This window comes from Methylocystis bryophila, from assembly GCF_027925445.1.
In the GTDB taxonomy this organism is placed as follows: domain Bacteria; phylum Pseudomonadota; class Alphaproteobacteria; order Rhizobiales; family Beijerinckiaceae; genus Methylocystis; species Methylocystis bryophila.
Genome location: NZ_AP027149.1, coordinates 3,389,251 through 3,403,315 on the forward strand (window position 1 = coordinate 3,389,251; position 14,065 = coordinate 3,403,315).

General features: G+C 64.2%; 11 protein-coding genes and 1 pseudogene. 4 read left to right on the forward strand and 8 right to left on the reverse strand.

Features of this window, described 5'->3' with window-relative positions:
- Window positions 1–69: 69 nt before the first annotated feature.
- Window positions 70–1,050 (forward strand): ribonuclease T2 family protein, encoded by a 981-nt coding sequence (locus tag QMG80_RS15655; protein ID WP_085770031.1) that lies wholly within the window; start codon window positions 70–72, stop codon window positions 1,048–1,050.
- A 61-nt stretch (window positions 1,051–1,111) separates the two neighbouring features.
- Here the strand turns inward: QMG80_RS15655 and QMG80_RS15660 are convergent, their stop codons facing one another.
- The 7 genes and pseudogenes from QMG80_RS15660 to QMG80_RS15690 form a co-directional block, all read right to left on the reverse strand.
- Window positions 1,112–2,098, reverse strand: a complete 987-nt coding sequence (locus QMG80_RS15660; RefSeq protein ID WP_085770032.1) for an aldo/keto reductase — start codon at window positions 2,096–2,098, stop codon at window positions 1,112–1,114.
- Window positions 2,099–2,194: 96 nt separating this feature from the next.
- Window positions 2,195–2,644 carry a MaoC family dehydratase gene (locus QMG80_RS15665; RefSeq protein WP_085770033.1) on the reverse strand — a complete coding sequence of 150 codons (450 nt, stop codon included), beginning with the start codon at window positions 2,642–2,644 and terminating at the stop codon, window positions 2,195–2,197.
- A complete protein-coding gene (locus tag QMG80_RS15670; protein WP_085770034.1) occupies window positions 2,641–3,513 on the reverse strand; it encodes a C40 family peptidase in 873 nt (290 codons plus the stop codon). Before QMG80_RS15670 ends, QMG80_RS15665 begins: the two co-directional genes overlap by 4 nt.
- Window positions 3,510–4,910 carry a leucyl aminopeptidase family protein gene (locus tag QMG80_RS15675; protein ID WP_085770035.1) on the reverse strand — a complete coding sequence of 467 codons (1,401 nt, stop codon included), beginning with the start codon at window positions 4,908–4,910 and terminating at the stop codon, window positions 3,510–3,512. Before QMG80_RS15675 ends, QMG80_RS15670 begins: the two co-directional genes overlap by 4 nt.
- A gap of 511 nt (window positions 4,911–5,421) precedes the next feature.
- Window positions 5,422–7,263 carry an alkaline phosphatase family protein gene (locus QMG80_RS15680; protein WP_085770036.1) on the reverse strand — a complete coding sequence of 614 codons (1,842 nt, stop codon included), beginning with the start codon at window positions 7,261–7,263 and terminating at the stop codon, window positions 5,422–5,424.
- A 155-nt stretch (window positions 7,264–7,418) separates the two neighbouring features.
- Entirely contained in the window at window positions 7,419–8,699 is a 1,281-nt protein-coding gene (locus tag QMG80_RS15685; protein ID WP_245300206.1) for an O-acetylhomoserine aminocarboxypropyltransferase, read from the reverse strand.
- Window positions 8,700–8,819: 120 nt separating this feature from the next.
- Window positions 8,820–9,215 (reverse strand): annotated as a pseudogene (locus QMG80_RS15690) (CoA-binding protein); the annotation flags it as partial.
- Between the two features lie 469 nt (window positions 9,216–9,684).
- Here QMG80_RS15690 and QMG80_RS15695 point away from each other — a divergent pair.
- The 3 genes from QMG80_RS15695 to QMG80_RS15705 all read left to right on the forward strand — a co-directional run bounded on the left by QMG80_RS15695 (window position 9,685) and on the right by QMG80_RS15705 (window position 12,346).
- On the forward strand, window positions 9,685–11,469 hold the full coding sequence (locus QMG80_RS15695) for an ABC transporter ATP-binding protein (RefSeq protein ID WP_085770038.1): 1,785 nt from the start codon (window positions 9,685–9,687) through the stop codon (window positions 11,467–11,469).
- A gap of 206 nt (window positions 11,470–11,675) precedes the next feature.
- The gene (locus QMG80_RS15700; protein WP_085770039.1) at window positions 11,676–11,930 is read left to right on the forward strand and encodes a FitA-like ribbon-helix-helix domain-containing protein; all 255 of its coding nucleotides are present in this window, start codon (window positions 11,676–11,678) and stop codon (window positions 11,928–11,930) included.
- Window positions 11,927–12,346 carry a PIN domain-containing protein gene (locus QMG80_RS15705; RefSeq protein WP_085770040.1) on the forward strand — a complete coding sequence of 140 codons (420 nt, stop codon included), beginning with the start codon at window positions 11,927–11,929 and terminating at the stop codon, window positions 12,344–12,346. The genes QMG80_RS15700 and QMG80_RS15705 overlap by 4 nt, the downstream gene beginning before the upstream one ends.
- A 3-nt stretch (window positions 12,347–12,349) precedes the next feature.
- Here QMG80_RS15705 and QMG80_RS15710 read toward each other — a convergent pair whose 3' ends face one another.
- The gene (locus QMG80_RS15710) at window positions 12,350–14,044 is read right to left on the reverse strand and encodes a thiamine pyrophosphate-dependent enzyme (protein WP_085770041.1); all 1,695 of its coding nucleotides are present in this window, start codon (window positions 14,042–14,044) and stop codon (window positions 12,350–12,352) included.
- Between the last annotated feature and the right edge of the window lie 21 nt (window positions 14,045–14,065).

The window sequence follows — 14,065 nt, forward strand, 5'->3', positions numbered from 1 at the left end:
TCGCGGTTTGTCCAGCAATGAATTTCTGCTACTCTCGACAGGTTTGTTGGCATTTGCTGGGGATCAAAAATGAAGCGCCTATTGGTTGTCGCAACGATCTCTTTCTCGGCGCTCCTCGCCGGCTCCGCCCAGGCGGAGGTTCCCATGACCGGCTCTTTCACCGCGCAGCAAGCCTGCCCGGCGACGCCCTCGATCCACAGCGGCGACAACGCCGTCAGCTTGGAAGCCAATCACTCCTATAAGCTCCTGGCCAAGAACAAGGACGCCGCGACGCATTATCTCCTCGAAGTGCCGGGCGCCGAGCCCACGCGCCGCTGGGTCGCCATCGACTGCGGCGATCTTTCGACGGGCGCCGCATCCGCTCAGACCCAAGGAGGAAGCCAAACCAATGGCGGCAAGCAAAGCTTCTACCTGCTCGCGGTCAGTTGGGAGCCCGCCTTCTGCGCCACGGAGCCGAGCAAGCCCGAATGTCAGAGCGAGACGCCGGGCGGCGCCGACACGAGGCAGCTTTCTCTGCATGGTCTGTGGCCCGATCCCGATGAATATTGCAATGTCCCGGGCGACGTCGTCGCGATCGACAAGCAGAAGCGCTTCGGCGATCTGCCGGCCGTCAACCTGTCCGAGGACGTTCGAGACGCTTTGGAGCAGGTCATGCCTGGCACGAAGTCGTCGCTGGAGCGTCACGAATGGGTTAAACACGGCACCTGCGCCCCTGTCGCGACGCCGGACGCCTACTTCACCGCGGCGACCGCATTGATGGGGCAATTGAACGCCTCGGAAGTCGGCGCTTTATTCGCGAAGAACGTCGGCGCCCAGATTACGACGGCGCAAATCAAGAAGGCGATGAACGACAGCTTCGGCGCCGGAGCGGGCGACCGCATCAAGGTGAGCTGCAAAGGCTCCCACGGAGACCGCATGATCATGGAGGTCACGATCGGCCTCCAAGGGCAGCTCGATGGAAAATCCGACCTGTCGCAGCTCGTCGCCGCCGCGCCGGCGGTCGCAGATTCGGGTTGTCCGAGCGGGCTCGTCACGGCCGTCCGACAGTGAGCGCCCGCCCGTGGGGGCCGCGCCGCGACGGCGCGTTCCTGCGGGGACGCCCTCGACGGGCCTATAAATTTAGCGCATTCATGGCCGGCTCGATGTAACGCGTTCCGGCGGCTGCGCCAGCAGGCAGCGCTTCGCCGATCCGCGCGATCTCGTCGGCGGAGAGCGCTATCGACAACGCCCCGACATTCTCGTCGAAATATTTGCGCCGCTTCGTGCCGGGAATAGGCACGATGTCCTCTCCCTGCGCCAGCACCCAGGCCAGCGCGAGCTGCGCCGGCGTGCAGCGCTTCTCGCGCGCGAAGGCTTCGAGCTCGCGGAGAAGCGCGAGGTTCTTGTCGAAATTCTCTCCCTGGAAGCGCGGGGTGTGACGGCGGTAGTCGTCTTGCGGCACATCGTCGGTGGATTTGAAGCGCCCGGTCAGGAAGCCCCGCCCCAGCGGGCTGTAAGCGACAAAGCCGACGCCGAGCTCTCGGCAGGCGGCGAGAATTTCGCCCTCGGGCTCGCGGCTCCAAAGCGAATATTCGGTCTGCAGCGCGGCGATCGGATGCACGGCGCAGGCCTTGCGCAACGTCGCTGGCGCGGCCTCGGAGAGGCCGAGATAGCGGACCTTGCCGGCCTTCACGAGCGAGGTCATCGCGCCGACGGTCTCCTCTATCGGCGTTTTGGGATCGACGCGGTGCTGGTAATAGAGATCGATCGTTTCAACGCCGAGGCGCTTCAGGCTCGCCTCGCAGCAGCGCCGCACATAGTCGGGGCGCCCATCGACGCCGAGAAACGCGCCGTCCGGCGCGCGCACATTTCCGAATTTCGTGGCGAGAAAAACCTCGTCGCGCCGCTTCGCGATCGCCAGGCCAACGAGCTTCTCATTCTCGCCGAGCCCATACATGTCGGCGGTGTCGAGAAAGGTGACGCCGCAATCGAGCGCGTGACGGATCGTCGCGATCGACTCGGCCTCGTCGCCGCCGGCATAGAAGTCCGACATGCCCATGCAGCCGAGCCCGATCGCGGAGACCTCCGGGCCGTTGCGTCCAAGCCTGCGTTTTTGCATGGGCTTCCTCGATAAAATCGCGACGAAGGATCGCGCGAACGCTCGTCTATCTAGCGCGCTTTCCGCGCCAGCAGGATGGCTAGTCCCTCGCTCCCCTCACGCGCCGGCTCCGCGTGCGAAGACCAGGGCGCGCGCAACGAGCTTCTGCACGGGCTCGTCGCGCTGATTGTAGGTCGTGAGCTTGATCGTCGCGATTCCTCTATTGGGACGCGAACGCGAGCGCTTAATTTCCGTCACCTCGCCTTCGATGCGGATCGAGTCGCCCGGTCGCACGGGCTGCGGCCAGCTGAGCTCGGCGCCCATACCGATGAGGCCTCCCGCGAAGGGAGCGGGTCCTTCGACAAGGAGGCGCATCGACAGCGCCGCCGTCTGCCAGCCGCTCGCGACGAGCCCGCCGAACAGGCTCGCCTTCGCGGCCTCCGCGTCGAGGTGGAAATATTGCGGATCATTGTCGCGCGCGAAGCGAATGATCTCCTCGGGCGTCAGGACGCGGGGCTCGGAACGAAACAGCTGACCGACGGACAAATCTTCGAGATAGAGCGTCATGCTTTGCTCTGCTCCTGATGGGGAGCCAGCCTCTTGATTGCCGTCACCTCACCCGCCCCGGCGGCGACGTTGCGCGCGCGGACTTCATCCAAAGGTTCGGACGCGACCAGCATATGCGTCGCGTTGGCGTGCAGCAGCGTCGAGGCGTCGCGCATGATCCCGACATGACCTTTCCAAAAGACGAGATCGCCGCGCTGCAGAGGCTCCTCCGCCGCAACGACCCGCCCAAGCCCCGCCTGCTGCAGATCGCTGTCGCGCGGCGCGGCGATCCCTGCGCGCGCCAAGGCGCATTGCACGAGGCCCGAGCAATCGATCCCCAGCGGGCTCTTGCCGCCCCAAAGATAGGGGACGCCGATCAACGTCTCGGCGACGGCGACGAAATCATCGGCATGGGCGTCGATCGGGGCCAAATGCTTCGCATAGATGAAGCCACCCTCCCCCGTCGCCAGAAAGTCGTCCCGCTGCTCCACGATGCGCGCTGCCGCGCCGAGCGGCAGCGCCAGGATCGTCGGCGCCTTCATATTGGCGGCGGGATAGACGAAGCTGCGCGCCACGCGAACCACATGGGTCGGCGGTTCGACGCGGCTCCAGAGCGCATTGGCCGCGATCCAGCCGACATAGCCGTCGCTTGCGAGCTGACCCCAGCACCAGCCCTCCTCCTCGTCATAGACGGTCACGCAGTCGCCATAGAGCGCCTGGGTGTCGAGCGGCGCGTCGGGGCGCGGCTCGCGCTTCACGTCCACGACGCCCTCCTTGATCTGCATGGCGACGCCATCGACGAAGCGCGCGGCCGCAACGCGGCCTTCGAGATGCTTGGCGGCGATTTCGGGTCGCGCGGGCGTCAGCCTTCTGTCGAAACTCCCGCTCATCGCGTCGCGCTCCTTGTCGCGACACGCGCCTCGATGAGGTCGTAAAGCAGGCGGGCAGCCTGGATCTCGCCGCCTTCGGGGCGGCCGGGCTTCGTTGAGGGGTTCCAGCAATAGACGTCGAAATGCGCCCAGCGCTGCGGATCGGCGACGAAGCGGCTGAGGAAGAGAGCCGCCGTGATCGAACCCGCGAAGCCGTGGCTCGTCGTGCTCGACACATCCGCAATCTTGCTGTCCAGCCCGCTCTGATAGGCTTCCCAGAGCGGCAGCCGCCAGACGGGATCGTTCGCGCTGGCGCCAAAGCGCGCGATCTCCTCGGCGAGCGCGTCGGAACGCGTGTAGAAAGGCGGCAGCTCGGGACCGAGCGCCACGCGCGCCGCGCCCGTCAGCGTCGCAAAATCGAAGAGCAGATCGGGCTCGTCCTCGCTGGCGAGCGCCAAGGCGTCGGCCAGGATGAGCCGTCCTTCGGCGTCCGTGTTGCCGATCTCGACGCTCAGTCCCTTGCGGCTCTTGTAGACGTCGCCGGTGCGGAAAGAAGCGGCGGAGACCGAATTCTCGACGATGGGCAGGATCACCCGCAGACGCAGGGGCAGATCAACCGAGAGCAGCATTTCGGCAAGCGACAACGCGACCGCGGAGCCGCCCATGTCTTTCTTCATCAGCGCCATCGCGCTCGAGGGTTTTATGTCGAGCCCGCCGGTGTCGTAGCACACGCCTTTGCCGACAAGCGTGACCTTGAGACCGTCCGCGGGGCCGCAGGAAAACTCCACGAGTCTCGGCGCCTCGGCGGCGGCGCGGCCGACCGCGTGGATCAGGGGCAAGTTCTCGCGCAAGAGATCGTCGCCGATGACGACGCGCGGCGCGACGCCCTGGCGCTCGGCGATAGCGAGCGCTGCATCGGTCAGAGCCTGCGGCCCCATGTCGTTGGCCGGCGTGTTGATCAGATCGCGCCCCATCGCAACCGCCGCGGCGATTCGCTCGAGGCGCAGCGCGTCGACGCCCTTGGGCGCGCGAAGCCGTGGCGCTGCGGCGGGTTTAGCCCGGTAGCGGAGGAATTGGTAGGAGGACAGGAGAAAGGCCAGCGCCGCCGCGTCCGGATCGCGCGGCGCGCGCTCGAAGGCGTAGACGCCGGGAGGCAGAGCCGTCAGCTTGCCGGCAAGAAAGGGATCGAGTCTCCGGGCGCCCGGAGACTCGACGCCAAACAGCACGCGCGCCAGCGCTCCCTCTGGCGATGGCGGGAGAAGCAAAGCGCCAGGCTTGGGCTCGAACCCTGCGGCGCCGACATAGGCGCGCATCGGCGGCGGCAGCCCCTCCAGATATTGGGCGAAGCTTTCCTTGTCGACGCAATCGATCGGAATCGCCGACTCTTCATTTTCCGCAAAATGCGCCGCGTCCGCCATTTCGACTCCTTCGCTCGCGCGCCGCCAGACGCACCTTCAGCATTTGTTAGGGGCAAGGCTCCATCACGGCAAGTTTTGGGGCTCAAAGCGCTGGAATGTCAAACTGATCAGGACATTCCGTCGTATCGCATCCGACAGGCGCCGCAGCAGCCTCAGTGCTGCGATTGCTGCACGGCGGCGCCGATCATTAGGGAGATTTCGTGATGAAGCACCGAAGATTTTCCTGCGCGCTGTCGCCACGATTGCCGCGCGATGAGAAAACCTTGAAGGAAGCCGCGTTTCAGAATGGTCCGTCGCCGATCTGCCCAACGGCCGACGTCAAACCCAACGTTTGACTTTCCGGCGATAGAAAAGCCGCGCCCAAAGGCGCGGCCCCGGATTGAGCAAGCGAGCTTGCTCAGATCACGCTGCGTTCAGGCGGAATCGCCTGAACGCAGAAAACGTGATCGATTCTAAAAGTTTGGAGCGCGATTTGCGCGAAAAACCGGCTTCCACTTTTTCGCATCGCGCTCTAGTCCCTATCGTCCCAGTCCTCGAAGGCGAACAACTTCATCAAGTCGCCGATTGCCGGGCTGTTCGTCGGCACATAGGGACTGTCGTCGTTGTGCCGTGGATTCGGCAGATTGTCACGGCTCAGCTTCGAGATCTTGGGCAGGCCCCAGTTCCTCTCGATGAACTTCAGCAGCGAGACGTGATCGTAGTATGTGTGATCGACGTAACCCTTCTTGGCGTAGGGCGACACGACGATGAGCGGAATGCGCGTGCCGTCGCCGAAGAAATCGACAGGCTGGATGTAGCCCGAGTCATAGTAGCCGCCGCCTTCATCGACCGTGATGAAGATCGCGGTCGATTCCCAAGCCTTCGAGCCCTTCACGCGCTTGATGAGCGTATCGAGGAACGCCTCGTAGAGCGCCGGGGACGAATTCGCCGGATGCGCGGCGAAGGCCTCGAACGGGCGAACGAAGGAAACAGCCGGCAGCTTGTCATTCGCCAGATCGTCGACAAAATCGCCATAGCTCTGCAGCTTCGCCGCCTCGGAAGCGTTTGTCTCGATATTGCTGTAGCCCGTCAGCGGGTCACAGATGTTGCAGTAGGAGTGATAGCGGACGGACGGCCCGGTGTCGTTCGCCGCGACCAAGGGGAAGAAGACGCCGTCCACCTGGTCGTGGAACCGGGTCTGATCGTTGCCGCTATCCGCGCTGTAGTATTTCCAGGACACATTCGCCTTCGTCATCACTTCGGCGATGGTCGGCGCGCTCTGCGGCGGCAGCGTGAAGTTGTTGGCTGCGCCAACTGGGTTGGTGACGCCCGTGAATCGGTTCCAATAAAGGTTGTAGTTGTTCACGAGATAGTAGTGTCCCGGCGCGCATTTCCTGTCCTTCACGCCGCGATCATTGAGCTCGTCCGCAACCGCCTTGACGCCAGGCTGGCCATTGTCGGAGCATTCGACGTAAGAGCCGCCGCCGTAGCCATCCTGAGTGTAGTAGTTGTTCGTTCCCGAGAGCGGATTGGGATTCTCGATCTGGTTGCCGAGAGGCGTGCCGACCGAACCGTCGAGCTTCGTCCAATCGGTGAAATAGGCGGCGTGGCCGGTGACGAGCGCCTGGAAGTTAGCGCCCGTGCCGCCCATGACCGCCTGATGATAATTGTCGCTGATCGCATATTGCTGGGCGAGCGACATGAAGACAGGCGCGTCGCCGGCGCTCATGTTGTAGAACCCCATGGAGATCCCGCCCTCTTTGGGGTTGAACCCTCCGGAGGGCGGCGGATTGCCGTTCGAACCCGTGCCGATGGTCTCCTCGACCCAGACGAACTTGTCGTGCTTACGGCCGTCCGCCTCCTGCCACATCTGGAAGAAGCGGTGAACCGGGTCGCCCGTGTATGCGCCGTAGGGCGCATATTTGCTGATCTGGAACGGCCCGTTCGGCAAATTCGCAGGAAAGCGGCTGTCTGGAATGCTCGACGGCGCGGAGACGAAAGCGCCATCGCTCGAGCGCGGCTGGAATTCGTGTCCCGTGTAAGGCTGCGGCAGCGTGACATAGGAGCCGGTGGTCGCGGTCTCCACATGGTAGTTCGGCCCGGGCTCGTATGCTGTCCGCTGCTTGGCCGTGGCGAAATTCGGACCCGGATCGCCACTTGCCAGGATGATGCCCTTGCTCAGCAAATTGTCGACAAGCTGGCCATTTGTCGGCTGATAGGCGCCGAAGAGATTGTCGAAGGTGCGATTCTCGCCGACGACGATAATGACGTGTTTGATTGGAGTCCGGGTTGAATCCGCCTGTGCCGGCGCGAGCGACGCCGCCGTCAGCGCGGTCGTCGCAAGACAGAGGGATTTGAGAAGATTACGACTCATATTTGTCCCCAATTCTGAGTTCGAAAATACATGGACGGCGCGCCAGCCGAGTGGAACGGGCGTTGGGCCGCAACGGGGCTATCGGCGAGGAACGTCTCAGGGGGATGTCGACAGGATCAAGAATTCATGACGAAGCCAGTGACTGTAGTGGCGAGTCACTCCGCCGCCGACAGCGCTTGCGCCAGATCGTCGATGAGATCCTGCGCCGTTTCGAGCCCGACCGACAGCCGCACGACTTCCGGTCCCGCGCCCGCGGCGAGCCGCTGCTCGTCTGTCAATTGACGATGCGTCGTTGACGCCGGATGCAGTATAAGGCTGCGCGTGTCGCCGACATTGGCGAGATGCGAGAAGAGCCGCACGCTTTCGACGAGCTTGATCCCCGCCGCATAGCCGCCGTTGAGCCCGAAGGTGAAGACGGCCCCTGCTCCGCGCGGCAGATATTTTTGCGCCGCCGCGCGATAAGGGCTCGAGTCGAGACCGGCGTAGGAGACCCAGGCGACCTTGGGCTGGCTCTCGAGGAAGCGCGCGACAGCCAGCGCATTGGCGACATGCCGCTCCATGCGCAGCGGAAGCGTCTCTATGCCCGTGAGCGTGAGAAAGGCGTTCATCGGCGCCAATGCGGGACCGAAATCGCGCAACGCCACGGCGCGCGCCTTCGTCGTGAAGGCGAAATCGCCGAAGTTCTCAAAGAAATCCAAACCGTGATAGGCGGGCTCGGGACCGGCAAGCGCGGGGAACTTGCCGTTCGCCCAATTGAAGCGGCCCGATTCGACAACGACGCCGCCGAGCGAATTGCCGTGGCCCGCGAGAAATTTCGTCGTCGAATGGCAGATGATGTCGGCGCCCCATTCCATCGGCCGACAGAGAAAAGGCGTGGCGAGCGTGTTGTCGACGACGAGCGGAATGCCGGCGTCCTGCGCGATCTTTGCGATCGCCTCCAAATCCCCGACGATACCGCCCGGATTTGCGAGGCTCTCGATGAAGATCGCCTTGCAGCGCTCGGTCAGCGCGCGCCTGAAATTTTCGGGATCGCTTTGATCCACGAAGCGACAGGTCCAGCCGAGCTTTTTAAAGCTCAGGCCGAATTGGGTGAGCGTCCCGCCATAGAGATTGCGGGAAGCGAGAAATACATCGCCGGGCTCGAGCAGCGTGAAGAATGCGAGAAATTGCGCGGCGTGGCCGGAGGCCGCGGCGACGGCGGCGCGACCGCCTTCGAGCGCGGCGATCCGCTCCTCGAGCACCGCGACTGTCGGATTGGAAAGGCGCGAATAGATGTGGCCGAAGTTGTGCAGGTTGAAGAGCGAGGCGGCGGCCTCCGCATCGTCGAACACATAGGAGCTTGTCTGGAAGATCGGCGTGACGCGCGCGCCGGTGACGGCCTCCGGCCGCGCGCCGGCGTGGATCGCCTTCGTCTCGAAGCCGAAATCGGCTTTCAGTGTCCCCGCGCTCTTGCGCAAAGGGGCGCGCGTCGGAGGCGAAGGCGCGCGATTCGAGATGACGCCGCTGTTGACGCCGCCCCAGGACAATTCGCCGGCAAGGCGGCCGTATTCGATCTTCGGGCAGCGGTTCATTACGACCTTGAGCCCCGCGGCCTTCGCCCGCTCGGCGGCGGCGTCGTCACGCACGCCGAGCTGCATCCAGACGACCTTGGCGCCGATCGCGACGGCTTCGTCGGCAGCGGCGCCGGCGAATTCCGAGCGGCGGAAAATCTGAACGAAGTCGACCGGCTCCGGAATCGATTTCAGATCGGGATAGACGCGTTCGCCTAAAATCTCCTCTCCGGCAAAGGCCGGATTGACGGGGATGACGCGATAGCCCTTGCTTTGCAGATATTTCATCACGAAGAAGGCGGGCCGGTTCCACTTCTTCGTCGCGCCGACCTGCGCGATGGTGCGCGTCGTCGAGAGGATCTCGCGAAGATAGTCTTCGGAATAAGAGAGGTCGTCGGTCATGGCGGAGTCCAATGGCGGCGTCGCCAATCAGCAGGCGGATTGCAGAGCGAAGTCAAGTAGAGATCGAAGGACTGAAGTCTCGCATATTGCCAGAGCGGCCGCCCTCGCGCAGCGCGCGAAGCTTTTTTTGTCCAAGGTCGACGCACGTCATACATTCGTCACGAAATACGCATAGCGCTTGACGTTCATCAATCAAGATCCGATTTGCCCGTCTGCCCGACGGCGTCGCATCTTCGGCGAAGGAGCAAGCCATGATTAGCTATGTCGTGCGCTGCAAAGCCCCGGCCGACGCGCTGGCCTCGCGCGAAGAGATGCGTTTTTCCCGCGTGATGACGCGACTTATCTAGCGGAAACCGCTTCCCCTTTCCCGCACGCATCTGGCCGTCTCAGTCCTGCTTCCGCCCGCAGCGCGCTGCGGAAGCGGCTCATCGACGGCTCCGATCCCTCCGCTTGCCTGACGAGCTCCGTCATGTCCTTTTCGCTGCATCTGGCGACTCTTCGCTTCGCCCTGCGCTATTGGCTGCTTTCGCCGCGGCTCTTCGCGTTGATCCTCCTGGCTCGCCTCCTTTCGCACGCCGCGGAGCTCGCACTTCCCTTCGCCTCGGGACGACTTGTGGACTCGCTCGTCGACGCCAATCGCGACGTCGGCGCGCCCTTACGGGCGCTGGCCCTCTTGATCGGGCTTATCATCGCCTTCCACGTCTTGCGCAAATGCTTCGGGCTTGCGCTCGTGCCTCTGGTGACGACAGGCATGGAAGGCCTTACGCGCGACGCCTTCGCACGCGTGCAACGCTTCTCGGCCGACTGGCACGCCAACGCCTTCGCCGGCGCCACGGTGCGCAAGATCACGCGCGGCATGTGGGCCTTCGATCTCTTGAGCGACACGCTGATCTTCGGCTTGCTTCCCTCGAGCCTGATCGTCCTCGGCGTGACGGCGACGCTCGCCTGGCTCTGGCCACCGCTCGCCCTCGTCGTCGCGGTCGGCGTCGCGATCTTCCTCGCCGTCGCCGTGTCGCTTACACTGGGCTGGGTCGCGCCGTCCGGACAGGCGCAGCAAGCGCTCGATTCCCGCGTCGCCGCCCGTTTGGCCGATGCGATCACCGGCAATCCCGTGGTGAAGGACTTCGCCGCCGAGTCGCGCGAAGACTCAGCCTTTGCGTCGCTGATGCGACTGTGGCGCAACGCCGCGCGAACCAACTGGTATCGCGACTCGATCGCCGAGGGCGCGCAGACGGTGGTGATGATCGCTGTGCAGGCGGCCTTGCTCGGATCGGGCCTTTACCTCTGGGGTCAAGGGCGACTCTCGAGCGGCGATATCGTGAGCCTCGTCGGCATGCAGTCGCTCCTGAACAATTATCTGCGCGATTTCGGCAATCACGTGCGCAACTTTCAGAAATGCGTGAACGACATGGAGGAGGTCGTGGGCTTTTCCGAGGCTGCCCCGGATGTGCTCGACGCGCCGAAAGCCAAGCCGCTCGACGTGATGACTGGTGGGATCGTCTTCGATCACGTGCGCTTCCGCTATCCCCATGCGGCGCGAGCGATATATGACGGACTCGATCTCGTCATCGCGCCCGGCGAACGCGTCGGCCTCGTCGGCGCCTCAGGCGCGGGCAAGTCCACGCTCGTCAAGCTGCTGCAGCGCGCCTACGACCTCGAAGGCGGCGCCATCCGTATCGATGGGCAGGACATTGCGCATGTCACGCTCGCGTCGCTTCGACGCGCGATCGGCGTCGTCGCGCAGGATCCGATCCTGTTTCATCGCTCGCTTGCGGAAAACATCGCGTTCGGTCGACCCGACGCGACGCGCGAGGAGATTCGCGCCGCCGCCCGACGCGCGCATGCCGACATCTTCATCAACCGGCTCTCCGACGGCTATGACACGCTCGTCGGCGAACGCGGGGTGAAGCTTTCGGGCGGCGAGCGCCAGCGTGTCGCGATCGCCCGCGCGATTCTCGCGGATAATCCGATTCTGGTGCTCGACGAGGCCACGTCCTCGCTCGACTCGGTGTCGGAATATCACATTCGGGCTGCGATCGAGGAGCTTTCGCGCGGCCGCACGACGCTCGTCGTCGCGCACCGGCTTTCGACGGTGCAGCGTCTTGATCGCATCCTCGTGTTCGAGAACGGTCGCATCGTCGAGGACGGCCCGCACGCCGAGCTGCTGCGCCGCCAAGGCGGCGTTTATCGGCGGCTGTTCGAGACGCAGTCGAGCGGGATGGCGATCGACGCGCCGCTTGGGAAAATCGCGTAAGAAAGCGAGCGAAGGAAGGCTGATGCCTCCCTTCGCCGCAGCAATCGAAGCTGCCTGACGGCGCCGCGATCGCGACGAAGGGCGTCGTCCCCGAGGATCATTACCGCTGAGCGCCGATCATCCGCCGCCCGCGACGGCGAGGCACGCAATCGTTGACATCAATGCAATCATTGACTACATCGTGGGAACGAGAGACAAGGATCTTCATGGCCAGCCTCACGATCCGAAACCTGGAACCGGCGCTCAAGGAGCGACTGCGTATTCGCGCGGCCGTCGGTGGACGCTCCATGGAAGCCGAAGCGCGCCGCATTCTCCAAATTGCACTGCAAGACGCCGAGTCCGTGCAAGAGATCAATCTCGCCGAAGCTATCCATCGGCGCTTCGCGCGCCTGGGCGGAGCCAACGATCTCGAGACTCACCCCGCTGTGGCGACGGGCGAGCCGCCCGGCTTCGACTCGTGATCGTGCTCGACACCAATGTCATTTCGGAACTGATGCGTTCGGCGCCGAACGCAGCGGTGCGCGATTGGATCGCAGCGCAACCGCGCGCCTCGCTCTACACCACGAGCATCAACTGCGCGGAGATTTTCTTCGGCATTCGCGCTCTGCCAGCGGGCAAGCGCCGCGCGGCGCTGGCGGGGGCCGCGCTGTCGATGTTCGAACAGGATTTCCGGGGACGCATATTGCCGGTGGATGCTCGTGTGGCGGCTCGCTACAGCGAAATCGTTGTCACGCGACGCGATGCTGGCGCGCCCATCGAAGCCTTCGACGCCTTGATCGCCGCCACGGCCGCCGAGGCGGGCGCTGCGGTTGCGACGAGGGATGTTCGAGGATTCCAGGGTTGCGGGGTCGCCCTCATCGATCCCTGGCAAACCTGATCCTCACCCCCCCGTGAACGCCAGCACCGCCTCCTTGATCTTGGCGCGCGCAAATTGTCCGAGCGTCTCGAGGTCGAGGTGCGGCACATTCGGAATCTCGCTGCCGACGACCGTTGCATCGACGATGGCCGGTCCCTCACACGCCAGCGCGTCGGCGATCGCTTGCTTCAGCTCGTCGGGCTTCTTCGCGGCGAAACCCTGCGCGCCGCAAGCGCGCGCAAAGGCGGCAAAATCTGGATTTGGGAATTCGATGCCGTGCTCATAGGCCGGCACGCCGATCGACTCGGCCTCCAGCCGGATCAAGCCGAAGGCGGAGTTATTGTAGATGACGACCTTGACCGGCAGCTTGTGGTGAACCGCCGTGAGGAACTCGCACATCAACATGTTGAAGCCGCCGTCGCCGGTGAGCGCGATCACCTGCCGCGCGCGATCCAGAGCCTGAACGCCATTGGCCTGCCCCAGCGCCGTCCCGACGGCGGCGTTGTTGAAAGAGCCGATGATGCGCTGCGATCCGCTTTGCCGGATCCAATTGGCGGACCATAACGTGTTGAGGCCGGTGTCGAGCACGAAAACGGCGTCGCGCTTGGCGAGATCGCTCACCGCCCGGGCGACCGCCTGCGGATGAATGCGCTCGGCGCTGCGCGCGAGGTCCGCCTGCTGATCGAGCTTGCGGCTCCAGGCCCGGCAATCCTGCGTCAGGCGATCCCAGAAGCTCGTGTCAGTCTTCGGCGCGACCTGATCGATAAGCAGCTTGAGCGTCGGCCGCGCCGAGCCCAGGACGCCAAGCGTCGTGGGCGCGCGGCGGCCAAGCGCCTCGGGCCGCTCATCGATCTGCACGACCACCGGCCGGTTCGGCAGGAAATTCGGATAGGGATAGTCCGTGCCAATCATCAGCAGCAGCTCAGCGCTCATCACCGCATCGTAAACGGGCTTCGAGCCGATCATGCCGATCCCGCCCATCCAGTGCGGATCGTCGTAAGGCATGATGTCCTGGCCTTTGACGGAATGGATCAACGGGGCCTTGATACGGTCGGACAGCGCCCGCAGCTCCTCTGCAGCTCCACGGCAACCGGCGCCGCAGAGGATGAGGACGCGGTTGGCTGCGTCGATCCGACTGGCGAGACGAGCGACGTCGTCCGGGTTTGCAGCGATCTCCGGACGGGGCCGCAAAGTGTCCACGCTGGCGACCCCGCGACTGCATCGCGCCATCATGATGTCTTGCGGCACAGTGAGATGAGCGACGCCCCGGCCGGCATAGGCCGCAGCGATGGCTTGGTGAATGACCGCCGGCGCCTGTTCCGGCGACGCAATGGTTTCGGTGTAGAGCGACACGTCGCGAAACAAGAGATCGGGCTTGGTCGTCTGGATGTAATCCGTGCCCTGCATTTTGAGCGGCATGTCGCCGGAGATCGCGAGCACGGGCGCATGATCGCGCGAGGCTTCATAGAGGCCGGCGACCAGATGCGTGCTGCCCGGCCCCGTGGTGCCGGCGCAGACGGCGAGCCTGCCCGTGAGCTTCGCCTGGCCTGCCGCCGCAAGAGCTGCCCCCTCTTCGTGGCGAACGCCGATCCATTCGATCGAAGAGTGTCGCACGGCGTCGGCAAGCGGATTGAGCGAGTCGCCGATCAGAGCAAAAATCTGTTTGACGCCAAGACTTTCGAGAACATCGACCAACACTTCCGCGACTGTTTCCGCCATGAACGCCTCCCAAATCTCGCC

What these genes read in the sequence shown, in the direction of transcription:
- QMG80_RS15655 (WP_085770031.1), top strand. Translation starts at nt 70, where the DNA reads ATGAAGCGCCTATTGGTTGTCGCAACGATCTCTTTCTCGGCGCTCCTC.
- QMG80_RS15660 (WP_085770032.1), bottom strand. Translation starts at nt 2,098, where the DNA reads ATGCAAAAACGCAGGCTTGGACGCAACGGCCCGGAGGTCTCCGCGATC.
- QMG80_RS15665 (WP_085770033.1), bottom strand. Translation starts at nt 2,644, where the DNA reads ATGACGCTCTATCTCGAAGATTTGTCCGTCGGTCAGCTGTTTCGTTCC.
- QMG80_RS15670 (WP_085770034.1), bottom strand. Translation starts at nt 3,513, where the DNA reads ATGAGCGGGAGTTTCGACAGAAGGCTGACGCCCGCGCGACCCGAAATC.
- QMG80_RS15675 (WP_085770035.1), bottom strand. Translation starts at nt 4,910, where the DNA reads ATGGCGGACGCGGCGCATTTTGCGGAAAATGAAGAGTCGGCGATTCCG.
- QMG80_RS15680 (WP_085770036.1), bottom strand. Translation starts at nt 7,263, where the DNA reads ATGAGTCGTAATCTTCTCAAATCCCTCTGTCTTGCGACGACCGCGCTG.
- QMG80_RS15695 (WP_085770038.1), top strand. Translation starts at nt 9,685, where the DNA reads ATGTCCTTTTCGCTGCATCTGGCGACTCTTCGCTTCGCCCTGCGCTAT.
- QMG80_RS15700 (WP_085770039.1), top strand. Translation starts at nt 11,676, where the DNA reads ATGGCCAGCCTCACGATCCGAAACCTGGAACCGGCGCTCAAGGAGCGA.
- QMG80_RS15710 (WP_085770041.1), bottom strand. Translation starts at nt 14,044, where the DNA reads ATGGCGGAAACAGTCGCGGAAGTGTTGGTCGATGTTCTCGAAAGTCTT.